The organism is Novosphingobium bradum (assembly GCF_042646485.1).
GTDB lineage: Bacteria > Pseudomonadota > Alphaproteobacteria > Sphingomonadales > Sphingomonadaceae > Novosphingobium > Novosphingobium bradum.
The window spans coordinates 1-23,007 of the sequence record NZ_JBHRTQ010000010.1; the positions used below are offsets into that span (position 1 = coordinate 1).

Below are 23,007 nucleotides of genomic sequence, written 5' to 3' on the forward strand. Positions count from 1 at the left end.
ATGTCCGCCATCTCCATCGCCGCAACCTGCTGCTACTGGTTGTGATCAATGAGTCCTGAGCCTAAAATTATGAGAATCGGCAAGAAAGGCACTATTGTAGTTCCGGCGATTTCGTCAGAGCAGCGGCCATTCCTTCCCGTGGGTTTGGTTGACAGCCAGACCGCCATCTCGAACAAGTGCTACGCTCTCTACGATGCCCCGCTTTGGAATATGGCAATCATTGCCTCTCGCCTTCACTGGGTCTGGATCGGCACCGTCTGTGTGCGCATGCGTACCGACTTCTCCTATTCCAACACCCTCGGCTGGAACACCTTTCCCGTGCCCAAGCTGACTGAGCAGAACAAGGCCGATCTCACCCGCTGTGCCGAGGACATTCTGCTGGCGCGCGAGGCCCATTTCCCGGCGACGATCGCCGATCTCTACGATCCCGAAAAGATGCCGGAGAACCTCCGTCACGCGCATGAGCGCAACGACGAGGTGCTGGAACGCATCTACATCGGCCGCCGCTTCCGCAACGACACCGAGCGGCTGGAAAAGCTGTTCGAACTCTACACCCGGATGACCAGCGCGAAGGCAGCGTGATGGGCAGCGGAAGTTTCTGATATTGCCGGATCAGTATGTCAGTAACTTTGCGCCTTTCTGACATTGGCGTGCTCCTCGATTTCTTGACTTCGGCAACCCGCCGCCGCACAGTCTCATTTGAGATACGAGGGCACTTGGAATGGCGGGCAGCAGCATGATTCACGTCCGGGTCGACGACGACCTGAAGGCGCGGGCTACCGAGGCTTTGAATGCCATGGGCCTGTCCGTGTCCGATGCTGTGCGACTGTTGCTGCATCGCATCGCGACCGACCAGGCTTTCCCTCTCGAACTCAAAGTGCCCAATGCCGAAACCCGGGCCGCCCTTGCCGAGGCGGAAGAAATCATCCGCCGGAAACAGGCGGCCGCTGCCGCGACAGATGCGAAAGCCGAATAGCCCATGACCACCCCGCAACCCTCGACCGTCGACAAGATCATTCCCGCAGCCTCCTTCAAGACCGCCCACACCGGCGCATCTGCGAAGTCGGACGAGCTTGGCATGCGCCCCATGCAAGCACGGGCCTATGAAAAGCGTGGCGAGCAGTATCTGCTGATCAAGTCGCCGCCGGCCTCAGGCAAGAGCCGCGCGCTGATGTTCGTGGCTCTCGACAAGCTGACCAATCAGGGGGTCCGCCAAGCGATCATCTGCGTGCCCGAACGCTCGATCGGAGCAAGCTTCGGCAGCGAGCCGCTGAGCAAGTACGGCTTCTACGCCGACTGGGTGGTCGCTCCGCAGTGGAACCTGTGCAACACACCGGGCGCCGACGATCCCAAGGTCGCCAAGTCCAAGGTGAAGGCGGTCGGCGAATTCCTCACCAGCGATGCCAAGGTGCTGGTCTGTACCCATGCGACATTCCGCTTTGCCTTCGATGAGCTGGGCGTCGAAGCCTTCGACAATCGACTGGTCGCCATCGACGAATTTCACCACGTTTCTGCCGATGCTGGCAACCGGCTCGGCGCCCAGCTTGCGCAGATGATCGGGCGCGACAAGGCGCATATCGTCGCCATGACCGGCAGCTATTTCCGGGGCGATGCGATCCCGGTGCTGGCGCCCGAAGACGAGACCAAGTTCGAGACCGTCACCTATACCTATTATGAGCAGCTCAACGGGTACGAACACCTGAAGGTGCTCGACATCGGCTATAGCTTCTACACCGGCCCCTATACCGAGAAGATTTCGGCGCTGCTCGACCCGACGGTGAAGACCATCGTCCACATTCCCTCGGTCAATTCGAAGGAAAGCCTCAAGGACAAGCACCGCGAGGCCGAAGACATCATGAACCACCTCGGTGACTGGCAGGGTGTCGATCCCGAGACGGGGTTCCACCTAATCCGCACGGCGGCGGGCCAAGTCATCAAGGTGGCCGATCTGGTCGACGACGATGCCGCCAAGCGCGACCGGGTAGTCTCCGCGCTCAAATCGCCCAAGGGGCGCGACGACCGCGATTTCGTCGACGTGATCATCGCGCTGGGCATGGCGAAGGAAGGCTTCGACTGGATCTGGTGCGAACATGCCCTCACCGTCGGCTATCGTTCGAGCCTCACCGAGATCATCCAGATCATTGGCCGGGCCACCCGCGATGCGCCGGGCAAGACCCGTGCCCGCTTCACCAACCTGATCGCGGAGCCGGCGGCGGATGACCCGCTCGTGATCGATGCGATCAACGACTACCTGAAGGCGATCGCCGCGAGCCTGCTGATGGAGCAGGTACTGGCACCCCGGTTTGATTTCACGCCCAAGGACGCCGGTCCCAAGCCGGGGTTTGATTACGGCGAGGAGGGCTATAAGGAAGGCGAGCTCAACGTCGGCGTCAACGCCCAGGGGCAGATGCACTTCGAGATCAAGGGCCTAAAGCTGCCGACCAGCATCGAAGCGACGAGGATCTGCCGCGAAGACCTGAACGAAGTGATCGCCAGCTTTGTGCAGGACAAGGCGGCGCTGGAGCGCGGCATGTTCGATCCGGAGGTCGTGCCGGAGGAACTGACCCAGCTCAAGATGGGCAAGATCATCCGCGAGAAGTATCCCGAGCTCACCGAAGAGGACCAGGAGGCGGTGCGCCAGCATGCGGTCGCGGCGATGACGCTGACCCAGCAGGCGAAGGCCGCGATCAGCGGTGCCGGCGTCGACGGCGACCTCAAGGCCAACACCGCTTTCATCGACGGCGTGCGCAAGTTCGCGCTCAGCGTGACCGACCTCGACATCGACCTGATCGACCGGGTCAATCCCTTCAGCGCGACCTATGCCGTGCTGGCCAAGGCGATGGACGAGAAGACGCTGCTCCAGGTCCAGGCGGTGATCAATGCCAAGAAGGACAAGCTGACCTACGACGATGCCCGTGCGCTGGCCGAGCGTGCGCTGGAGTTCAAGCGCGAACGGGGCCGGTTGCCGTCGCTGACCTCGCAGGATGCCTGGGAGCGCAAAATGGCGGAGGGGGTCGCGTTCCTGCAGCGCCATGCGGCGAAGGCCACCACCGATGGCTGACCTCAGTGACCTCGAACTGCTGGCAGAGCTGGGCGTCGAGACGGCGGTGGAGCCTGCGCGCTCGCTGACTCCGCTTCAGGAGCGGATCATTGCCGGGTTCGAGGATATCCAGCGGTTCGTGACCGAACATGGCCGCCTGCCGCAGCACGGCGAGGAGCGCGATATCTTCGAGCGGCTCTATGCCGTGCGCCTTGATCGTCTCCGCGCGCAGCCAGACGCGCGTGAGCTGCTGGCTGCGCTCGATACGGACGGCATTCTCGAGGGAACGTCGATCGTCGGTGCGGCGCCGGTCAGTCTCGATGACACAGCTCTGCTCGCGGAACTGGGCATTGAGCCTCATGCCGAGGACGACATTTCCCAACTTCGCCACGTCGCCCCGCGGGCGGAAAAACGCGCAGCGGAGGAAATCGGCAACCGCGAACGGTGCGAGGATTTCGACACTTTCACGCCGTTGTTCGAGCGGGTTCAGGCCGATCTTGCATCGGGCAACCGCCAGGCCAAGGTGCTCGATCAGACCGAGGTGACACTGGCCGAGATCCAGCCCGGCAATTTCTTCATTGTCGGCGGCCAACTGGCCTATGTCGCCGCGTCGACCGACGAGTTTGTCACACAGTACGAACGCAAGGATCGCCGCGTCCGGGTGATCTACGACAACGCGACCGAGGCCAGCGTGCTGTCCCGTTCCTTCCAGAAGGCACTCTATCGCGACGATACCGCGCGCCGGATCACCGAGCAGAGTGCGGGACCGCTGTTTGGCGATACTGCGGAGCCCGATGACCTCGCCAGCGGAACCATCTACGTCCTGCGCAGCAAGTCAGCCCACCCCTATGTCGATGAGCATCGAGACCTGATCCACAAGATCGGCGTGACCGGACAGCCTGTCGCGAGCCGGATTGCCAATGCCAGGAATGACCCGACCTTTCTGCTTGCCGATGTCGAGGTGGTCGCCGAGTACCGGCTCTACAACATCAACCGGATCAAGCTCGAAAACGTGATCCACCGCGCCCTCGCTCCGGCACGGCTCGACCTGTCAGCCGGAGATCGCTTCGGCAAGACCGTTCAGCCCCGCGAATGGTTTCTGGCACCACTCAATGCGATAGATGAGCTGGTGGTCAGGATAAGCGACGGGAGTATCACGGAATACCAATATGACCCCATCAGAGCTCAATTTGTTGAGGTCAAATGACCAGACATCCGGAACGGCAGGGCTTCGACCGCGACCAGGATGCACATCTCCCAATTATATGTTTGCAGGATCAGCGGGAGCTGGTCAATCAAGTCACATAGCAAAGCGATATGCGAATGGCTTCGCAGTCAGACTGTAGAGGCGCTCGGGACATCGTAATTCTGTTTTGAAAATAACGACATGAGCCTATGGTCAAGCAGGGCTTGGAAAATGTCTGGGCACGTCGCGGCACAAGGAATGATGCGGCCTGCGGCATCAAAGTTTATCTTTAGGCCCGCCTGCCCGTGATTTGCGCGCAGTGCTTCCATGAAGCCTTGGTTCTTGTAGTGACCCTTTTGTCGGATTGCAAAACTCCGCCTTAATTGAATTTTGTTCGATCCAACGTAGTTTATTATTTCTGCAATGTCGGTGAATGTTTCTGAAAATTCTGGCTCTGCCTGAAGTTCGGTAAACTCATGCGCGTGCGCCTGCCTATAACTCATAACAGACTCAAAATTCCCCTTACTGGATATGAGGACATGATCCGCGAGGACGAAAAAATCAAAACGCTTTGAAAGGGAAAATGCTGGAGATTCCTCCAGCTCCAACTCATCATCCGAAAATACTACAGGAAGCAAACCGGTAAATTTCTTGGTCTTCCAAGAATCATTGGCGCGACAAATTGCGTGAAAAACCTCGCCATTGGATACAATTTTAACCGTGTAGAATTCGGTATTTTGAAGATCCTTGAGTTTTCGAGCCTTTTTTGCGGGCAATTCGTCCTTCGCTGCGTCGATCACCAAGCCTGCATTCGTTTCAAGCGTCGTCAAGGTAAGGGCGCTGCCTTCATTGTTCTGCGCCAAAAGCTCATATTCGATAGTTTCGGTAATCTGGTCGCGTGCCGCCATAATCGCGGCCTTCAGCGCTTGTTCCAGCGTCTCGGTTATGCCCACCCAATGTCCGGCATAGGTTGGAACGGCCGCGCCTTGGCGCTGCGACTTCCGGAATGTCCATAGACTCAAGGCGCCGCCTGCAACGTCAAATGCCTTAAAATCTTCAAGAGCGCTCACGAAATCCCCCTATTTTACGACCAGCACTTCCTGAACAGCATTTACCTTGTAGGTATCTCCTGGATTCAGGTTGATGCGAGATAGAGCCATTGAAGTGGATACCACTTGCCCGCCCGGCGACGAGTGTTTAATTTCAAACAGCTTCCAGCCAAAAACGGTAAGAACCGGATTCATGATGGCTCTCTCTGACTTGTAAGTTATGATGAATATCCAAGCCAGAAACACGATGAATCCCACGAATTTCCCTATGTCATTGTAGTCTATTCCCATAAACGACACGACATAGGGGAGTACATAATTCATAAGATCTGTAGGGATGTGCTTAACCTCAGACACCACAGCCTGTTGGCGAACCTTGATTGCATTGAGTACAATGAGAGTGAAGACAAAGCACGCGAGGCAAATCGCGACAAAGGAAAGGCTTATAATCGGTTGACGAAGCGGAATGATGCAATTGAATGGTCGCCATTCCGTGCAAATCTCCGAACCCCATAGATCATAGCGAAAATTCTGAACGAGCAAAATTACGCTCAGGGGCAGGTACGAACCCAGGAACAATATGCCTGCTGCGTAAATCCTAAGCTGCATGTTTCTGATCCGGGGAGTAGGTTGGTATATTTTTGAATATGATAGTCTCGCCAATTAGCTAATGATCAGCCTCAGCCGCAAGCTTCCATGCGCCATCGTCAGCCATTTGCTCCGATAGGCGTTGCAATACGCAGACCACTTCAACGAGGCGCACGCCGTCGATCCGGCGCATATGCATTGTTGGACGTCGGATTGCGATCAGCTTTTGCATATCATGGTCGAATCCTGTCTTTTCGACGAACACGTCGCCGAAAACTTCATCCCAGTTTTTCGTGCTCTGAACGATTCCCGACAGGTCACCCAGCTCGGTAAAATTGATCAGCGATGCGAACGCTTCTCCGCGCGCCATCGCCGCTTTGCGGATCTCCTTCGCTTTGCCGATCAGGTTCGACGCGCGCAGCTTGAACCAGTCTTGGCCGCAGCGTTCCTTGAGCTTGCGCTCAACATAGGCGCGTAGCTCCTGCTCGAACCGTCCGACCAGCGCATAGGCATCCTTGCTGGTGCCGCGTGACCGCACGGTCATCGAGACCTCGCCAAGCGTCACAACCGCAACAGCGCTGACCTCAGAGCGAAGGCCGACAGTCAGCCCGCTTTCGATCATGATCTCTAGCGCCATACCGGGCTCGGCTGCGATCAGCCCTTCATCAACCTCAGCCTCATGGTACATGCGCTTGCGCACGCGCCTGTCGCGCCAGAAATTCTCCGGCAAATCGACGCGAGTTCGCCATTCGCCGAACAGCGAATGGTAGGCGTCGAGATGGAAATGACTGCCCCTATCAAACGCTTCGCCAATGCCGGCTAGAGCTGACATTTTAAGTTGCGTCGCCGCGAAATCTGCCTCGAACCGGGAGGTTAACCCAAGCATCGCGCTCATTTTGGCCTGATCGAGCGCGGCCGAGCCAATGAAGTTTTTGGCTATAGCGCTGCGTATGCCATCGACCGCTGATCCAAGGCCGCTTCCAAGAAGCTTGGCAAGCGCAGGAGTGTCAACTCGGCCAAGAGTGCTGGCCCATTGTGAGGTTCGGGCAATGTCGCCGCACGGCCCAGCCAACGATGCCAGAAGCGATTTCTGGATGGCGCGCTGCTGATCTTCGAATTGCTTGATCACCGAACCGATACCACCAAGTGGGCGCATGGCTTCTTCGAGTGTCCGCTGTGCCTGGCTGACAGCGAGCGCCAAGGCTGGATCGATTTTGAGCGGCTGGACGCCTTGGATTGCCGCAATTACCTTCGGGTCGATCGAGGGTATGATCGCCCCGATCGAAGCGAGCTTGGCCTGGTCGATAGCCAATGGCTGTATCGCTTTGAGACTTGCGGACAACTCCGCAGACGGCTGGAGCATCTTGCGCATTGCTTCGGTTCGCGCGGCTTCGGCAGCGCCAAAGGTCGGGCCAAGCACATCCGCGATCTGTTTGGCTAGTTGCTGCGCAGGGGATTTTGCGTGATCGCGAGCAAGCTTTGCCGTAGGTGAATCGTAAAGCTCTCTCGCGATTTTTGCAGCCGGCGATTCCAAGTGTTCACGTGCGAGATTCTCGGTCGTGACGCCCCGGCCGCTGCGTGCGATTGCTTCGGCTATCGTTATTGGCTCACCGCGTACGCTTTCCGAAGGCTTGTCTCTGGGGCGCTCGCCGTTAGCACTGTCGTCATTATCCATTGCCATTGCCCAATTGCTTACTTTTCGATCGCCCCCTGCGCACCGTCATGTCCATCTGTAGAACCACTCAGTCAAACGTCGCAGGGCTGCGCCCAGAGTCAGACGTAGGAGCGGAATGGCGTCACGTTCGCGTCGCTCACCTCGGCCTCGGGAAGCTCTAGACCGGACACACGGCCAAACATTTCACGCTCGAGCCCACTTTCACCGATCATTCGTCCGACAGAACCAGGATAGGCGGTCTCGAGGGCGGAAAGAGCGCGCGGCAAAAGTTCAGGAACCTCACAAGCGATAATGTCATCATAGCGCTCTTGCCGCTTCTGGCCTGTCTTGCTGAGATGGATGTACCCTGTGCGATACTGATCGGCAGAGATCATGCGGAGATCATAGGCACGGCGCAGTATCGCTGCAGCTGACACCTTCCACCTCAATTTGAGTTTAAAGATCTCGGCCCAATCCAGAAAACGTGAACGGGGGAACTCGTGTACAAATGAAGACCGGGGAAGCAGGAAGGCGCTTGCGAACCGATTGGCTTGGTCCTCCGTTTCCTTGTCCCCGGTCTGGACGCCCCGGTGCATGATCAGGTGTCCGGCCTCATGCGCAAGGTCAAAGCGGAGCCGACATGCGGCCGGCTTCGCATCACTACGAATAATCATGGGGCGGGCGGCATCTATTGACAGCGCGTCGACCCGTTCGGAAACACCGCCGAAGAAGCTAACTACCGCACCTGCATTCTCAACCACACGCATCATGCTTGAAACCGGTCCGGTGCCAAGCTGCCAATGCGCCCGAGCAGCATCCGCGACATCCTCCACGTCACTAAGCGTTGAGACCGGAATGTCGGGGAAGGAAACGTCGGGCAGCTTGAGCTCGCGATCGAGCCTGCTCACAAAACCGTCAAGCAGAGTGCCTCGAGCTAAAACCTGACTTACAATGGTAAGAGGCGTCGTGCGCTGCTTCCTAAAGTGGCATTGCTCCGGCCGGATTCCGAGGTCCACGGGAAGCCCAAAGAAATGCCTCCCGACGCCCAGGGCGTCAGCCAACGCGTCGCGCATTTCCTCAGTCGGCACCTTGATGCCCTGCTCGAGCTGATTCAGGTACTGGCGTGTCGCGCTTACACGCGTGCCGAGTTGCTCAAGCGTGAGCCCAAGCGCGACCCGGGCAAGCCTGAGTCGATCGCCATAAAAAGCGAATGAAACCATAAGTGCCTCTCGCCGCACCGGCAGCCTAACCGCCCGTCTTGGTCTCGCCTTCGCGATCGCGCACACCGATGGCCGGTGCTTCTAGTTCGACACTCTCGCTGGCAGGACGGCCAATCGCACCACTGAAACGACGGCTGTCGAGCGGTACATCCCAATTGAGGATAGCCGTCTCACCCCGAAGTCCGACGAACTTGACCGAAATCACACTACCATCAACGTCCGTTTCAATGGCCAAACGATAGGCAAGTTCGCGTCCCTCGTCGCAGTCATCAAACGAGAAGCCCAATTGGCGAAGTTCGGGCAAGCTCTGTCGCATTGTACGATCAGTGGGCTCGTCCGCCTCACCACGGTAGATGCGGAGAGGAACTTCGCCGATCGTGAAGATAAGCTGGAGTGACCGGTCTACGACGCCGAGCCAGTCGTATGCGCCTTCATCCACGGCACGCAAGATGCGTGCCCTCCCGAACTGAAACGCACGGCAACCTAGGGTCCACCCATTGTCACCATTTTCTTCATCGAAGAGCTCGACTGCGGCTTGGCGCCCATCGACGATCATTCGCGCCACCGCAACGATGCGGTCTTCGGTCAAATCGCTATGATATTCCCACGGATAGGTTTTCGACACGATCGCCCCCTGCATAAATCTCACGCTGCATGATGGGCAAATTTTCAAATTTGTCAACCAAGCGCAAACATGTAAACTGATTTCAGCGTTCAAACGCATTGATCGTGCGGGATGCCGTGACCATTGGGCTATGCTTACCAGTGCGATCTCGTCGCGTAAGCGAAATACCGCCACACGTAAGCAGATTCCATGCCGTGCGTAAGCAGTGCCGATACGTCGCATCTGGGCGTGCGCCACCCACAATCGACCAACGCAAAGCCGCATAAGCCCACCCAAAATCACCAACTGGATGTTGTCCACCGCCGGGAGGCACCTAAACACCGCCGTTCCTGCGGGTTCCGTCGCTTACGCGGTGCTTACTTTTGCGATTTTGCGAGGCGCGTAAACAGAAAAAGCGACCCGTTGGGGTCGCTTAACTGCTTGCTTTTCCGTGGAAAAACTGGAGCGGGCGAAGGGATTCGAACCCTCGACCCCAACCTTGGCAAGGTTGTGCTCTACCCCTGAGCTACGCCCGCTCTGGCTTCGCGGCGGGGCCTTGTGGAAGGCCACCGCCGGGGTGGAGGCGGCCCATTAGCAACGGTCCCCATGGGCTGCAAGGGGTTTCTTGGCCAAAATTCGGCAACCGCTTTTTTGCTTCACAAATGCGCCGCCGTGCCCACATTGGCGGGAACCGCGCGCGCCAGGCATCAGGCGCGCGCCCGGCATGGAGTATTCGCGTGGCAAGCATGGGTCTGAGCATCGACGAACAGAAGGCGGTTGACCGCTTCCGCAAGGCCGTTGCCGAACCTTCGATGACCAGCCTCGTCGTGCTGGATTTCTGGGCCGAGTGGTGCGGGCCGTGCAAGGCGCTCACCCCGCTGCTGGAAAAGGTCTGCGGCGAATATGCCGAAAAGGGCGTGGTCCTCGCCAAGGTCAATGTCGATGAGGAACCGTTCATCGCCGCCCAGTTCCAGGTGCGCTCGATCCCCACGGTCTATGCCGTGTTCCAGGGCCAGCCCATCGCCGACCTGACCAACGCCCGCTCCGAAAGCCAGCTCAAGGCCATGCTCGACCAGCTGCTGGCCAAGTTGCCGATCCAGCCGGGCGGGGCCGGCGCGGCCCCCGATATCGCGCCGCTGCTGGCCATGGGCGAGGAAGTGCTGGCGGCCGGCGATGGCGAACGCGCCGCTGCGATCTACGCCCAGATCCGCGACATGGCGCCCGACAGCGCGCCGGCCGCCGCCGGGCTGGTCCGCGCCCTCACCCTGGCCGGCCAGGTGGACGAGGCCGAGGCCGCGCTGGGCGGGCTTGATCCCAGGCTCGCCGCCGATCCCGCCGTGGCCCAGGCCCGCGCCGCGCTGGAACTGGCCCGCAACCGGCCGGAAGACAGCGAACTGGCCGCCCTGCGTGCCGCCGCCGCCGAGCGCCCGGCCGACATGGACGCGCAGCTCGCCTTCGCCAGCGCCGCCTTCGCCTCTGGCGAGCGCGATACGGCCGCCGAAACCCTGCTGCGGATGGTCTCGGCCGACCGCGAGTGGAACGAGGGTGCAGCGCGCGCCAGGCTGCTCCAGATCTTCGAGGCGGTCGGGCTGGAGGATCCGTGGGTGGCCGGCCAGCGGCGCAAGCTTTCCACGATCCTGTTCGGCTGACCGGGACACCGCCGATGGCCACGCCGCCGAGCACCCAGCGCATCTCGATCTTCCCGCTGCCCGGCGCCATGCTCTATCCCGGCCTCCAGCTGCCGCTGCACATCTTCGAGCCGCGCTACCGGGCGATGATTTCCGACGCCCTCGCGCGCGACCGGCGGATCGGGATGATCCAGCCGCAGCAGCCGGTAGAGGGCGCGCCGCTCTATGCGGTTGGCTGCCTGGGCCGGATCGGCGAGGTGGAGGCCTTGCCCGACGGCCGCTTCAAGCTGATCCTCGAAGGCGAGGCCCGCTTCCGGGTGATCCGCGAACGCGAGGTGTCCACCCCGTTCCGCCAGGTCGATGGCGAACTGTTCGCCGAACCGGAGCACGAATCGCTGGCCGCGGTGGAACGCGCCTCGTTCGAACGCGAGGCCCGCCGCTTCGCCGCGATCCAGGGCTACCGGGTGGATTGGGAATCGGTCGCCCGGCTCGATGACCAGAGCCTGGTCAACGGGGTGGCCCAGATCGCGCCGTTCGATCCGGCCTCCAAGCAGGCGCTGCTCGAAGCGCCCGACCTCGCCGCGCGCTGCGAGCTGATGATCCAGGCGATGCAGTTCTACGCCCGCCGCGATTCCGACGACGACCGGACGACGATGCAATAGTCAGGAACCGCCCGTCGGCGGCCGCTCGTCGAGCAGGGTCTGCTCGGTCCCGTCCTTGCGCCAGATGGCGGTGAGGCGCGGCGTGCCGTCCGGATCGACGCGAGCGGTCCACCGCAGGGTTCCATCAGCCGCGGCGCCCGCACGCAGGAGCGGATCGAGCGGCGCGGGTTCCCGGTGCTTCGGCAATGGCGCCTTGCCCGGCTGGTGCGACCCATCGCCGTCGGCCCGCGCGGGCCGCGTGGGGCAATCGGCGACGGCGGCGGCGATCATGTCCGGCTCGGCATCCGCATGGGGCTGCGCGCCCGTGGCGGAGGCCAGCCACTTGTAGCGGCCATCGCCCTGCCGCTGCCAGACCCGCGCGAACCAGCCCGCCCGCCCCTCGCCTTCCCGCCCCTCGCCTTCCCGAAACGACCCGCGGGCGACGACCAGCGAGCCATCGCAGCTCGACCACACCGCGCCCACCTGCCAGCGCCGGGGCAGGGCCGAATTGGCCCGGCCCTTGAAGGCATCGCGCGCCCAGACCAGCTTCGGCGAGAAGACCACGGCCTCGGGCGCGGCGGTGGCGGCCAGCGCGGTCCATGTCCCGCGCGCCGCGCCATCGCGATCAAGCGCGAGTTCGGCGGCGATCGCCGCGCTGGGATTGGCATAGCCGTGCAAGGCGCCCCGGCCGCTGGCGCCACCTTCGGGCGGGTCGTCGGCGCGGTCCCGGGCCACGGCGGACGCGGCGCAGGCGGCGGCCAGGGCGAGGAGGGCGCAGCGCGGAAACAGGCGGTTCATCGCCCCAGGCTGCCCGCCCGCGCGTGAACCCAGGCTGTCCGCCTCAGATTGCGTCGGGCGCGAGCGCGAGGCCGCTGTTGCGGTGGGCGGCGACCAGGGTGTTTCGCAGCAGGACGGCGATGGTCATCGGGCCGACCCCGCCCGGCACCGGGGTGATCGCCCCGGCAATGCCCTGGCACGAGGCAAAATCGACATCGCCGACCAGCCGCGTCTTGCCTTCCGAGCCCGCTGAGGCCGGGACCGGAACGCGATTGATGCCGACATCGATCACGGTCGCGCCGGGCTTGATCCAGTCACCCTTGACCATTTCGGCGCGGCCCACGGCGGCCACCACGATATCGGCGCGGCGCACCACCTCGGCCAGGTTCTTCGTGCGGCTGTGGGCCACGGTGACCGTGCAGCTTTCGGCGATCAGCAACTGGGCCATCGGCTTGCCGACGATGTTCGAGCGCCCGATCACCACGGCATCGAGGCCCGAAAGGCTCCCCAGCCGGTCCTTGAGCAGCATCACGCAGCCCAGCGGGGTGCAGGGCACGAAGCCCGGCAGGCCCACGGCCAGCCGCCCGGCGTTGACCACGTGGAAGCCGTCAACGTCCTTGTCGGGGTTGATCGTGGCGATCACCTTCTGCTCGTCGATGTGGGCGGGCAGCGGCAGTTGGACGAGAATGCCATCCACCAGCGGATCGGCGTTCAGCGCCTCGACCACGGCAAGCAGGTCCGCCTCGCTGGTTTCGGCCGGCAGCTTGTGCTCGAAGCTGGCCATGCCGCAGGCTACGGTCTGCTTGCCCTTGTTGCGGACATAGACCTGGCTGGCCGGGTCCTCGCCCACCAGCACCACCGCGAGGCCCGCCTTGCGCCCGGTCTGCGCGGTGAAGGCGGCGGCCAGTTCGCCAACCCGGCTCCGCAGGCCCTCGGCAAAGGCCTTGCCGTCGATGAGATCGGTCACTTGGGGGTCGCTCCGTTCAATAGAGGGCCGCGTAGGCCATGTTCTTGAGCACGATCTGGACGATCGTCAGCCCGATGATCAGCACCATCGGCGAAAGATCGAGCGCGCCGGTGGCCGGCATGATCTTGCGGATCGGCCGCAGGACCGGTTCGAGCAGCGCGTTCACCGCGTGCCAGATCGCGGCGACGACGTTGTTGTGCAGGTTCACGACATTGAAGCTGATCAGCAGGCTCATCACGAACTGGACGATAACCAGCGTGACGACGATCGAGATCAGGTAGCCGACGATTTCGAACAGGGTCAGGAACAGCACCGCGGCGCCTTTCGCATGGGTGGTCTTGGCCCCGCCCTTAGCCGTTCGGCACAGCCGCGTCCACGGGGCACGGGTGGCCGCGCCGCCCGCATCAGCCCTTGCGGATCAGCGTTCCCGCGCCCTTCGAGGTGAAGACCTCGATCAGCATGGCATGGCTGACCCGGCCATCGATCACCACGGCCGCCTCGCAGCCGGCCTCGACCGCGTGGACGCAGGTTTCCAGCTTGGGGATCATGCCCCCGCTGATCGTGCCATCCTCAGCCAACCGGGCGATATCGGCCGGGGTGAGATCGGTCAGCAAGTTCTTGTCCTTGTCGAGCACGCCGGCCACGTCGGTCAGCAGGAACAGCCGCGCCGCGCCCAGCGCCGCCGCGATCGAGCCGGCCATGGTATCGGCGTTGACATTGTAGGTCTCGCCATCGTGGCCGCGCGCGATCGGCGCGATCACCGGGATCAGCCCCGCGGCGATGGCGGTGTCGATCACGGTCGTATCGATCACGTCGGGTTCGCCGACAAAGCCGAGATCGACGCTCAGCATCTCGTCGGTATCGGGATCGCGCGCGGTCTTTTCCACCTTGCGCGCGGTGATCAGCCCGCCATCCTTGCCCGAGATGCCCAGCGCCCGGCCGCCGGCATTGGCAATCCAGCCGACCAGTTCCTTGTTGATCGAGCCGCACAGGACCATCTCGGCGATGTCGGCCGTGGCCTTGTCGGTCACGCGCAGGCCATCGACGAAGCGGCTTTCCACGCCCAGCTTCTTGAGCATGGCGCCGATCTGCGGCCCGCCGCCGTGGACCACCACCGGGTTGATCCCCACCGCCTTCAGCAGCACCACATCCTCGGCGAAATCGAGCGCGAGTTCAGGATCGCCCATCGCGTGGCCGCCATATTTCACCACGAAGGTGCGGCCCGCATAGCGGCGCAGGTAGGGCAGCGCCTCAACCAGGGTCTCGGCCTTGGCGAGCATCGCGGGATCGCGGGTGGCGTCTTGCGGAATGGTCATGGATAGCCCCTTAATTGCTGCGCGCGCAATTTGAAGCGCTTTTACGACGGCGCGGCGGCAGGCAAGTCCCGTTGCCCCCTCGCCGACCCGGTCCGAAACGGAGCGGGCGGACGGACTTTCACCGCCGGATCGGCGGCACGCGCGATCGGCGGGCGGCAGGCAAACCGGCCCGCCTGCGTGCCGGCAAGCCGGGTCCGGCCCATAACGCCTTGCAAAACCGATGAATTTCCCTCCATTCCGGCGGGAAACCACGTATTTGCACGAATGGGAACCGGCATTCGTTTGCCGTCCTTGTGGGTGAATGGCCCTCCCCCTTATCGCATTCGCTGCCGCCGCCTTCTCGCTCTGCCCGCAAGGCCCGCGGACCACCTGCGTCGTCGATGGCGATACCTTCTGGCTCGCCGGCGAGAAGATCCGCATCGCCGATATCAACGCGCCCGAAACCCACGGCGCGCGCTGCGCCGGCGAACAGGCGCGCGGCGATGCGGCCACCCGCCGCCTGATCGCCTTGCTCAACGCCGGCCCCTTCGAACTGGCTCCCTCTGCGCGCGACCGCGACCGCTATGGGCGGCAATTGCGGATCGTCGTGCGCCACGGCCAGAGCCTGGGCGCGCAACTGGTGCGCGAACGGCTGGCCGAACCCTGGCGCGGCCGCCGCTCGGACTGGTGCGGCGCCATCGACCCGGCGGGCGGCGCCTGACCCCCACCCCCGGCCCGCGATCGGATTAGGCAAATCGCCCGGCCCGGCCTATGGCCCGCCACGGGCCGCCGCCCGCCCATCTTCCGGAGTATCCCATGGCCGACAGCGACGAAGACTACGTGTACGACGAGGAGAGCGGCGAATGGCTGCCCGCCAGCGAACTTGCCGCCAAGCAGGCCGCCGCCAGCGTGGTCGAAGTGCGCGACGCGGTCGGCAACCTGCTGGCCGATGGCGACCAGGTCACCCTGATCAAGGATCTCACGGTCAAGGGCGCGGGGCAGACGCTCAAGCAGGGCACGCTGATCAAGTCGATCCGCCTGACCGGCGATGCCCAGGAGATCGACTGCCGGTTCGACGGGATCAAGGGGCTGGTCCTGCGCGCGGAATTCGTCCGCAAGCGGTGAACGGACGGGCCAGCGATTTGACGGACCGGCGCGGCCTGCGCTAACCCTCGCCAGCCCCGCGGGTCGCGCTGCGAGGGAGTGCTGCCGTGCCGATCGATCACACGCATACCGCCAATGGCAAATGGATGACCGACAGCCAGGTTCTGGCCGAGGTCGAAAGCGGGATCCACAACGCATCCGATGCGATCCTGCCGGCCGAGACCTGCCTCTACCGCGCCGGCCACCGCTTCCGGCTGGACAAGGCCACCGGGCAGACGGTTCCAAACACCCCTGAGGCCGTCTACGAAAGCCCGTGGTGGTCAACCTACTACGATTTCAACAAGGTAACCTGGGCGCGCGGCGGGGACGACCAGGCGGGCGCCGCCCGTTCGGCCTACGCCATTCATCCGGGCTGGGGCGGGGACTGCACCCTGTTCGCCTCGATCGTGCTGACCTGCGACCTGAGCGTGTGGTACGGCATCGGCAAGGCGGTGACCGAGGCGGAACTGGGCAGCCGGCAGATGTCGGTGTGGTTTCCCGACGAGGATATCCTGCAGATCTACATTCCCGGACTGCACCGCACCGGCAATGCCGCCCAGGCCGGAAACGCCAAACTGTGGACCACGCAGCGCAGCGTGTTCAACGTGGGCGGCGCCTTCTCCAACGGCACCGGCTACCAGGGCGCCCTGCCCCTGCCCTTGACCACCGCCGGGGGCGCGGGCAGCAACCCGCCGATCCAGATGACCCTGTTCTGACCGCCCCGCGCCGAGGCCGCGCCAGCCGCCCCGGCGCCTTGTTCGCTCAACCGCCCAGCCACCAGCCCAGCGCGGCGCCGGCCACCAGCACCTGCATCGCCGCGATCCCACCGAGCTGGCGCGAAAACGGCTGCTTGCGGGTCTTGTGGCGGAACAGCGCGCGTCCGGCATAGGCGCCCGGAGTTCCCCCCAGCAGCGCCAGCCCCAGGAGCCGCGCCTCCGGGATGCGCCGCCGACTGGCGCGGGCCAGCGCCTTGTCCAGCCCGAACAGGGCGAGGGTGATGAGGTTGAGCGCAAGGAGGGCGAGGGCAACGAGCGAAGCGGGATCGGAAGGCATGGCGCGCGTCTAGGCAGGATGGCGCCCGGCGGGAAGCCCCGGCCCCGCCCGGCCGGCGCTTGCCGAAGGATGCCCGAGGCCGCGCCTTGGCGCGCGCCCGTCCGCTCAGGCCGCCGTCACTTCGCCGGCGCGGTGGCGACGGACTGGTTGGTCATGTGGGTGGTGGGAAGATCGACCGGAACGGCCGGATCGGTCGGATTCTCGACCGTCCAGTCGGTCGAGACCTCGGCAGCATCGCTCCCCTCGACCGTGGGCGAAGCCGCCGGCTCCGGCGCCTTCGGCCCGCAAGCAGAAAGGGCCAGCGGCAGGACCATGACAAACGAACGCAAGGCAACAGACGGCATCGGAATTCCTCCTCTGCAAACCGGGGCTTGGCCTGAGAGGAAAGGTATGCCTGCGGCGGCGGGATGGCAATGCGGGCGAACGATGTCCGGAATGGCGCAAACAGGTTCCCCTCTCACCTGCGGGATGGGCCGGGGGCGGGCTTGCAAACCTTCAGATAAGGCCGGCGGGCGAATGCGCTCGTCACCGCATATTCGGGAGCGCGAGGGGCGTTGCCCCTCGCATCAATCCCTTGCCCCTTCAGCCCCGCCGGGCTCCACTCACTCCGCCGCGATGCCCGCCGCGCCGAACATATCGATCTCGGTCTCGGTGGAGCCTTCGCCGGCGTCTTCGCCGTTGGCGGCTTCCTTGGCCTTGCGGCGCTTGTCGAAGCTGGCCCAGACGGTCTGCCAGTCGCCCCGGGTGGCGCCCTTGGAATATTCCGTCGCGCGGGTTTCGAAGAAGTTGGCGTGTTCCACGCCGTTGAGCAGCGGGGCGAGCCAGGGCAGCGGGTGATCGTCGATCATGTAGACCGCCGGCAGGCCGAGCTGGCCCAGCCGCCAATCGGCGATGTAGCGGATGTAGCGCTTGATTTCCTTCGCGCTCATGCCGGGGACCGGCCCCTGCTCGAAGGCGAGGTCGATGAAGGCGTCTTCGAGCCGCACGGTCTTCTGGCAGCAGTCGATGATGTCTTCCTTGACCGCCTTGGTCAGGCAATCGCGCTCCTTCACGAAGGTGTGGAACAGGCGGGTGATGCCTTCGCAGTGCAGGCTTTCATCGCGCACCGACCACGAGACGATCTGGCCCATGCCCTTCATCTTGTTGAAGCGCGGAAAGTTCATCAGCATGGCGAAGGAGGCGAACAGCTGCATCCCTTCGGTGAAGCCGCCGAACATGGCGAGGGTGCGGGCGATATCCTCGTCGGAATCGACCCCGAAGGTGTGCATATAATCGTGCTTGGCGCGCAGTTCCTCGTATTCGAGGAACATCCCGTATTCGCTCTCGGGCATCCCGATGGTGTCGAGCAGGTGCGAATAGGCGGCGATGTGCACCGTCTCCATGTTGGAGAAGGCGGCCAGCATCATCTTGATCTCGGTGGGCTTGAACACCCGGGCATATTTGTCGTGGTAGCAATCCTGCACTTCCACGTCGGCCTGGGTGAAGAAGCGGAAGATCTGGGTGAGCAGGTTGCGCTCATGCTCGGAGATCTTCTGCGCCCAGTCGCGGCAATCCTCGCCGAGCGGCACTTCCTCGGGCATCCAGTGGACCTGCTGCTGGCGCTTCCAGAACTCGTAGGCCCACGGATATTCGAAGGGCTTGTAGGTCTTGCGGGCTTCGAGAAGGGGCATGGCGCGAATCTCTCTTCGGTCAGGCGTTCAATATAGGCTGCGCGGAGGCGCAAACGAAGGGCGACCAGCCGGTGCGGCTGGGGAAAACGGCGCGCTCCGGCCGGACGCCTTGCGAACGCCGGCCGCTAGTTCCAGAACCAGCCGGGCTTGAGCTTGCGGGCCGCGCGGTTGCGCCACATCCGGACATACATCCACAGGCCCGACAGGCTGAAGAACACCATGGCCAGTCCCGAAAGCGTGGCCACGAACACCCCCAGCGGCCCGAAGCTCTCGCCCGAATGGAGGTGATGGAGCGTGCCGACCAGGTTCGGCCCCGAAGGCCGGGGCCGGCAGGTCATGGTTTCCGGGCAGACGAAGCCCGCCGGCAGCGCGGCCGCCGAGACCTGCGGGCGCGGCACGAACCACGGCACGACCTGGCTGAGCACGCCGGTTATCGCGATCCACACCAGGAACGCCCCGAACACCACCGCCAACCACCGATGCCACTTCCGCATGAAATCCAGCCCTTTCGATTACGCGACCCGGCCGCGCCTGAGCAGCACGGGCGGCGCTGGGCAACGCGCAAAATGTCGCGCCCTGTCGCAAGGCGGCTGGCCTGGCGAACGCTCCTGCCGGGGTGGGCGGAATGGTCATGGTCAATGTCCTGCCCGCCCGGGCTGCCTCAGCGGCAGCCCCTATTGGCAAGCAAGGCATTCCTCGTAGTCGGTCGGCGTGGCCAGTTCGATCACCGGCGCCTCGGCGGTGTTGTCCGCCTCGACCCCGCCGGCGAACCCGGCGCGCTGGACCGACTTCGAGCGCAGGTAATAGAGCGACTTGATCCCCCGCTCCCAGGCCTGGAAGTGGAGCATCATCAGGTCCCACTTGTCGACATCGGCCGGGATGTAGAGGTTGAGCGACTGGGCCTGGTCGATGAACGGCGTGCGGTCGGCGGCGAATTCGAGCAGCCAGCGCTGGTCGATCTCGAAGCTTGTCTTGTAGACCGCCTTTTCCTCCGGCGAGAGGAAATCGAGGTGCTGGACCGAGCCGCCATGCTCGAGGATCGAGTTCCACACGTTGGTGGAATCCTTCGACTTCGCCGCCAGCAGCTTCTGCAGGTATGGGTTCTTCACCACGAAGGAGCCCGAGAGGGTCTTGTGGGTGTAGATGTTGGCCGGGATCGGTTCGATGCACGCCGAGGTGCCGCCGCAGATGATCGAGATCGAGGCGGTCGGCGCAATCGCCATCTTGCACGAGAAGCGCTGCATCGCGCCCATGTCGGCCGCATCGGGGCAGGCCCCGCGTTCCTGCGCGAGAAGCAGCGAAGCCTCATCGGCCTTGCCGGCGACGTGCTTGAACATCTTGAGGTTCCAGGCCTTGGCCATGGCGCTCTCGAAGGCGATGCCCTTCATCTGCAGGAACGAGTGGAAGCCCATCACCCCCATGCCGACCGAGCGTTCGCGCATGGCCGAATACTTGGCGCGGGCCATTTCATCCGGCGCGCGGTCGATATAGTCCTGCAGCACATTGTCGAGGAAGCGCAGAACGTCCTCGATGAAACGCTCGTCCCTGTTCCACTCGTCCCAGGTTTCCAGGTTGAGCGAGGACAGGCAGCAGACCGCCGTGCGATCATTGCCCAGGTGGTCGCGCCCGGTGGGAAGCGTGATTTCCGAACAGAGGTTGGAGGTGGAAACCTTCAGCCCCAGGTCGCGGTGATGCTTGGGCATCATCCGGTTCACGGTGTCGGCAAAGACGATATAGGGCTCGCCCGTGGCCAGCCGCGTCTCGACCAGCTTCTGGAACAGCGAGCGCGCATCGACCGTGCCGCGCTCCGAGCCATCCTTGGGCGAGCGCAGCTTGAACTCGGCGCCATCGCGCACCGCTTCCATGAACTCGTCGGTCAGCAGCACGCCGTGGTGGAGGTTCAAGGCCTTGCGGTTGAAATCGCCGCTGGGCTTGCGGATTTCGAGGAACTCCTCGATCTCGGGATGCGAGACGTCGAGGTAGCAGGCGGCCGAGCCGCGCCGCAGCGAACCCTGCGAAATGGCCAGCGTCAGGCTGTCCATCACGCGGACGAAGGGGATGATCCCGCTGGTCTTGCCGTTGAGGCCAACCGGCTCGCCGATCCCGCGCACATTGCCCCAATAGGTGCCGATCCCGCCGCCGCGGCTGGCCAGCCAGACGTTCTCGTTCCAGGTGCCGACAATGCCTTCCAGGCTGTCGGAAACCGAATTCAGGTAGCACGAAATCGGCAGGCCGCGGCCGGTGCCGCCGTTCGAGAGCACCGGGGTGGCCGGCATGAACCACAGCTTCGAGACATAGTCATAAAGCCGCTGGGCATGATCCTGATCGTCGGCATAGGCATCGGCCACGCGGGCGAAGAGATCCTGGTAGGTCTCGCCGGGGAGCAGGTAGCGATCGTCGAGCGTGTCCTTGCCGAAATCGGTGAGCAGGGCATCGCGCGCGACATCGGTCCGAATCGTGAAGCGGCGCGGCTGGACCGACTTGGAATCATCGACCCGCGCGGCCTTGGCCACGCCCGCCACGGCGCCGGCGAGCGCTTCGGCCCCCAGCTTCTCGACCAGCCCACCTTCAACCAGTCCAGCGCTGCCAGCATCGGTCTTGTCCGTCATCGCCACTGCCGGGCCTGCGCCCGCCTCCTGGTTGGTCGCGCCGCCCGCGGTGGGTGCGCCGACATCGCCGAACAGCGAAGCTTCCGCTTCCGCCCCGCCCGTCACATCCGCGCCCGACACCGCGTCGTCTCCGCTCTTGAAATCCACTGCCGCCCCCATTCGTTCTATCCGCACCACGCCGACCGTCCCCGCCCCGCCGGCGAATCGGAAAGGGTGCGGGCATCTTACGCCCCAGCCTTCCATCGCGCGAGAACAAAACGGGAATGAAAATTAACCACCCTGTGGCCCGCCCCCCGATCTGCGCTTCCCTTGCTCCGAATCCCGCCCCCGTGCGCGCTTGCGGCGCGAAGCGGGAACAGGGCTGGCGAAAAGGCCTCGCGGTCGTCGGACCGGGCTGGATAGTGCCTCATCCTGAAACCGGCGCAAGGGGGCGCCCACCGGTTCACCCCCAAGATATTGTGGCCGGCCTCAGGTTCAACCCCTACCCATGCTGCGCGACGCGCGGGGCAAGCGGCACTGGCGCGCTGTGCAAGAGTCAAAGTGAAACTGTGAAAAAATTTTTGCCGGTGGACAGGCCGGCAGCGCCGTTGACTCACGATGGAATCGGGCCGCGCAACATCATTGCGGACGCACCGGGCCAGTGTATCCTGCCGACCCAGCGCGTATCCTGCCCGCCGATCCCGGGCACCAGGCGGCGCGGCCGACGAAAGGAGGCAAGGCCAGTGTTCAACCTGATTGGCGCGATCGTCTCGGGCCTCGTCATCGGCGCCCTGGCGCGGCTGTTCTATCCCGGCCCGGTCCCGGCGGGCTGGATCATGACCGTGCTGCTCGGCGTGGGCGGTTCGCTGCTGGCCAATTTCGTGATCCGGATGCGCGATCCGGCGGGCTACGATGCCGGCTTCAACCGCGCCGGCTGCCTCGCCTCGGTGCTGGGGGCCATGGTCCTGATCTTCTTGGGCCGGCACTTCGGCTGGCATTGAGGCCGACCATGCCCCCTCTCGTGGCTGGAGCGCCGCGATGACCCTTTCGCTCGCGCCGATCATGCCGTGGCTGGATATCGGCGGGATCATGGTCTTTGCCGCTTCGGGTTCGCTGGCCGCAGCGCGCAAGCGGCTGGATTTCATCGGCGCCTGCTTCTTCGCCCTGGTCACCGCGACCGGCGGGGGCACCTTGCGCGATCTGCTGATCGGCGCGCCGGTGTTCTGGATGCACGATGCCATGCCGGTCGTGTTGTGCCTGGTCGTGGCCCTTGCCGCCTGGCTGGTCCCGCTGCGCTGGTGGCCGGAGCGGGCTCTCGAATGGTTCGATGCGGTGGGGCTTGCCGCCTATGCGGTCTACGGCGCGGCGAAGGCCGCCGCCTGGGGCGTACCGCCAGTCCCCGCCGCCGCCGCCGGGGTGATCACCGCTTCGCTTGGCGGGGTAATCCGCGACATCACCGCCGGCCAGCCCTCGGTGCTGATGCGCCACGAGCTTTATGTGACCGCCGCAGTCATCGCCGCGGCCCTGTTCGCCGGCCTGTCCGCCGCCGGCCTGGCCGCGCCCTGGCCGGCCGCCATCGGCTTTGCCGCCGGGCTGGCGCTGCGGGGCGCCGCGATCCGCTGGAAGCTGGCCCTGCCGCCGCACCGCGGGCACTGAACCCGCGCCGGCACCCGACCCTAGGGGACCAGAACGGTATCCTTGGCGGTCGCCCGGGTCTGCGGATAGTCGAGCGTATAGTGCAGCCCCCGGCTCTCGTGGCGCTTGAGCGCCGAGCGCACGATCAGGTCGGCGCTCTGCAGCAGGTTCCTCAGCTCGATAAGGTCGGTCGTTACCCGGAAGTGGCCGTAATAGTCGCCCACCTCGTCGGTCAGCAGCTTGATCCGGTGCGCCGCGCGTTCCAGCCG

24 protein-coding genes, 1 tRNA gene and 2 pseudogenes are annotated in these 23,007 nt (G+C 63.8%); 11 read left to right on the plus strand and 16 right to left on the minus strand.

What is annotated here, in order from left to right; translation table 11 throughout:
- Positions 1-78: 78 nt before the first annotated feature.
- From ACFOD9_RS11375 to ACFOD9_RS11390, 4 genes and pseudogenes are all read left to right on the plus strand, one after another.
- Positions 79-582 (plus strand): annotated as a pseudogene (locus tag ACFOD9_RS11375) (type IIL restriction-modification enzyme MmeI); the annotation flags it as partial.
- A gap of 139 nt (positions 583-721) precedes the next feature.
- Complete coding sequence (locus ACFOD9_RS11380) at positions 722-976, plus strand: type II toxin-antitoxin system RelB/DinJ family antitoxin (protein WP_337829537.1); 255 nt, start codon at positions 722-724, stop codon at positions 974-976.
- Between the two features lie 3 nt (positions 977-979).
- On the plus strand, positions 980-3,061 hold the full coding sequence (locus ACFOD9_RS11385; RefSeq protein WP_379510237.1) for a DEAD/DEAH box helicase: 2,082 nt from the start codon (positions 980-982) through the stop codon (positions 3,059-3,061).
- The gene (locus ACFOD9_RS11390; RefSeq protein ID WP_379510238.1) at positions 3,054-4,247 is read left to right on the plus strand and encodes a GIY-YIG nuclease family protein; all 1,194 of its coding nucleotides are present in this window, start codon (positions 3,054-3,056) and stop codon (positions 4,245-4,247) included. Before ACFOD9_RS11385 ends, ACFOD9_RS11390 begins: the two co-directional genes overlap by 8 nt.
- Positions 4,248-4,375: 128 nt before the next feature.
- Here the strand turns inward: ACFOD9_RS11390 and ACFOD9_RS11395 are convergent, their stop codons facing one another.
- The 6 genes from ACFOD9_RS11395 to ACFOD9_RS11420 all read right to left on the minus strand — a co-directional run bounded on the left by ACFOD9_RS11395 (position 4,376) and on the right by ACFOD9_RS11420 (position 9,877).
- Positions 4,376-5,296 carry a Kiwa anti-phage protein KwaB-like domain-containing protein gene (locus ACFOD9_RS11395; RefSeq protein ID WP_379510239.1) on the minus strand — a complete coding sequence of 307 codons (921 nt, stop codon included), beginning with the start codon at positions 5,294-5,296 and terminating at the stop codon, positions 4,376-4,378.
- Positions 5,297-5,305: 9 nt separating this feature from the next.
- On the minus strand, positions 5,306-5,884 hold the full coding sequence (locus tag ACFOD9_RS11400) for a hypothetical protein (RefSeq protein ID WP_379510240.1): 579 nt from the start codon (positions 5,882-5,884) through the stop codon (positions 5,306-5,308).
- A 58-nt stretch (positions 5,885-5,942) separates the two neighbouring features.
- Complete coding sequence (locus tag ACFOD9_RS11405) at positions 5,943-7,538, minus strand: hypothetical protein (RefSeq protein ID WP_379510241.1); 1,596 nt, start codon at positions 7,536-7,538, stop codon at positions 5,943-5,945.
- A gap of 98 nt (positions 7,539-7,636) precedes the next feature.
- The gene (locus ACFOD9_RS11410) at positions 7,637-8,737 is read right to left on the minus strand and encodes a helix-turn-helix domain-containing protein (RefSeq protein ID WP_379510242.1); all 1,101 of its coding nucleotides are present in this window, start codon (positions 8,735-8,737) and stop codon (positions 7,637-7,639) included.
- Positions 8,738-8,762: 25 nt separating this feature from the next.
- Positions 8,763-9,386 carry a hypothetical protein gene (locus ACFOD9_RS11415; protein WP_379510243.1) on the minus strand — a complete coding sequence of 208 codons (624 nt, stop codon included), beginning with the start codon at positions 9,384-9,386 and terminating at the stop codon, positions 8,763-8,765.
- Positions 9,387-9,802: 416 nt separating this feature from the next.
- Positions 9,803-9,877 (minus strand) — tRNA-Gly (locus ACFOD9_RS11420).
- A gap of 210 nt (positions 9,878-10,087) precedes the next feature.
- Between ACFOD9_RS11420 and ACFOD9_RS11425 the strand changes: the two genes are divergently transcribed.
- Entirely contained in the window at positions 10,088-10,990 is a 903-nt protein-coding gene (locus ACFOD9_RS11425) for a tetratricopeptide repeat protein (RefSeq protein WP_379510560.1), read from the plus strand.
- A 14-nt stretch (positions 10,991-11,004) separates the two neighbouring features.
- The gene (locus tag ACFOD9_RS11430) at positions 11,005-11,631 is read left to right on the plus strand and encodes an LON peptidase substrate-binding domain-containing protein (RefSeq protein WP_379510244.1); all 627 of its coding nucleotides are present in this window, start codon (positions 11,005-11,007) and stop codon (positions 11,629-11,631) included.
- On the opposite strand, the gene ACFOD9_RS11435 is transcribed toward ACFOD9_RS11430, so the two are convergent.
- From ACFOD9_RS11435 to argB, 4 genes are all read right to left on the minus strand, one after another.
- Positions 11,632-12,408, minus strand: coding sequence for a hypothetical protein (locus ACFOD9_RS11435; protein WP_379510245.1), 777 nt, complete (start codon positions 12,406-12,408; stop codon positions 11,632-11,634).
- Positions 12,409-12,451: 43 nt separating this feature from the next.
- The gene (folD, locus tag ACFOD9_RS11440) at positions 12,452-13,354 is read right to left on the minus strand and encodes a bifunctional methylenetetrahydrofolate dehydrogenase/methenyltetrahydrofolate cyclohydrolase FolD (RefSeq protein ID WP_379510246.1); all 903 of its coding nucleotides are present in this window, start codon (positions 13,352-13,354) and stop codon (positions 12,452-12,454) included.
- A 16-nt stretch (positions 13,355-13,370) separates the two neighbouring features.
- Positions 13,371-13,667: a YggT family protein gene (locus ACFOD9_RS11445; protein ID WP_379510247.1), complete on the minus strand. Its 297-nt coding sequence runs from the start codon at positions 13,665-13,667 to the stop codon at positions 13,371-13,373.
- A 91-nt stretch (positions 13,668-13,758) separates the two neighbouring features.
- Positions 13,759-14,670, minus strand: a complete 912-nt coding sequence (argB, locus tag ACFOD9_RS11450) for an acetylglutamate kinase (RefSeq protein ID WP_379510248.1) — start codon at positions 14,668-14,670, stop codon at positions 13,759-13,761.
- A gap of 301 nt (positions 14,671-14,971) precedes the next feature.
- Between argB and ACFOD9_RS11455 the strand changes: the two genes are divergently transcribed.
- The 3 genes from ACFOD9_RS11455 (at position 14,972) to ACFOD9_RS11465 (ending at position 16,508) form a co-directional block, all read left to right on the plus strand.
- Positions 14,972-15,370, plus strand: a complete 399-nt coding sequence (locus ACFOD9_RS11455; RefSeq protein ID WP_379510249.1) for a thermonuclease family protein — start codon at positions 14,972-14,974, stop codon at positions 15,368-15,370.
- A gap of 95 nt (positions 15,371-15,465) precedes the next feature.
- Entirely contained in the window at positions 15,466-15,774 is a 309-nt protein-coding gene (locus ACFOD9_RS11460) for an alkylphosphonate utilization protein (RefSeq protein WP_379510250.1), read from the plus strand.
- An 86-nt stretch (positions 15,775-15,860) separates the two neighbouring features.
- Positions 15,861-16,508, plus strand: coding sequence for a hypothetical protein (locus ACFOD9_RS11465; protein WP_379510251.1), 648 nt, complete (start codon positions 15,861-15,863; stop codon positions 16,506-16,508).
- Positions 16,509-16,554: 46 nt separating this feature from the next.
- Here the strand turns inward: ACFOD9_RS11465 and ACFOD9_RS11470 are convergent, their stop codons facing one another.
- The 5 genes from ACFOD9_RS11470 to ACFOD9_RS11490 form a co-directional block, all read right to left on the minus strand.
- Positions 16,555-16,845: a DUF1294 domain-containing protein gene (locus tag ACFOD9_RS11470; RefSeq protein ID WP_379510252.1), complete on the minus strand. Its 291-nt coding sequence runs from the start codon at positions 16,843-16,845 to the stop codon at positions 16,555-16,557.
- A 116-nt stretch (positions 16,846-16,961) separates the two neighbouring features.
- Positions 16,962-17,189, minus strand: a complete 228-nt coding sequence (locus ACFOD9_RS11475) for a hypothetical protein (protein WP_379510253.1) — start codon at positions 17,187-17,189, stop codon at positions 16,962-16,964.
- Between the two features lie 258 nt (positions 17,190-17,447).
- The gene (locus tag ACFOD9_RS11480) at positions 17,448-18,515 is read right to left on the minus strand and encodes a ribonucleotide-diphosphate reductase subunit beta (RefSeq protein WP_379510254.1); all 1,068 of its coding nucleotides are present in this window, start codon (positions 18,513-18,515) and stop codon (positions 17,448-17,450) included.
- 125 nt (positions 18,516-18,640) lie between these two features.
- Positions 18,641-19,009 carry a PepSY domain-containing protein gene (locus ACFOD9_RS11485; protein WP_379510255.1) on the minus strand — a complete coding sequence of 123 codons (369 nt, stop codon included), beginning with the start codon at positions 19,007-19,009 and terminating at the stop codon, positions 18,641-18,643.
- 180 nt (positions 19,010-19,189) lie between these two features.
- Positions 19,190-21,283: a ribonucleoside-diphosphate reductase subunit alpha gene (locus ACFOD9_RS11490; RefSeq protein ID WP_379510256.1), complete on the minus strand. Its 2,094-nt coding sequence runs from the start codon at positions 21,281-21,283 to the stop codon at positions 19,190-19,192.
- Positions 21,284-21,846: 563 nt separating this feature from the next.
- Here ACFOD9_RS11490 and ACFOD9_RS11495 point away from each other — a divergent pair.
- Complete coding sequence (locus tag ACFOD9_RS11495; protein WP_379510257.1) at positions 21,847-22,104, plus strand: GlsB/YeaQ/YmgE family stress response membrane protein; 258 nt, start codon at positions 21,847-21,849, stop codon at positions 22,102-22,104.
- A gap of 37 nt (positions 22,105-22,141) precedes the next feature.
- Positions 22,142-22,759, plus strand: coding sequence for a trimeric intracellular cation channel family protein (locus ACFOD9_RS11500; RefSeq protein WP_379510258.1), 618 nt, complete (start codon positions 22,142-22,144; stop codon positions 22,757-22,759).
- A 20-nt stretch (positions 22,760-22,779) separates the two neighbouring features.
- Here ACFOD9_RS11500 and ACFOD9_RS11505 read toward each other — a convergent pair.
- Positions 22,780-23,007 (minus strand): annotated as a pseudogene (locus ACFOD9_RS11505) (L-aspartate oxidase); the annotation flags it as partial.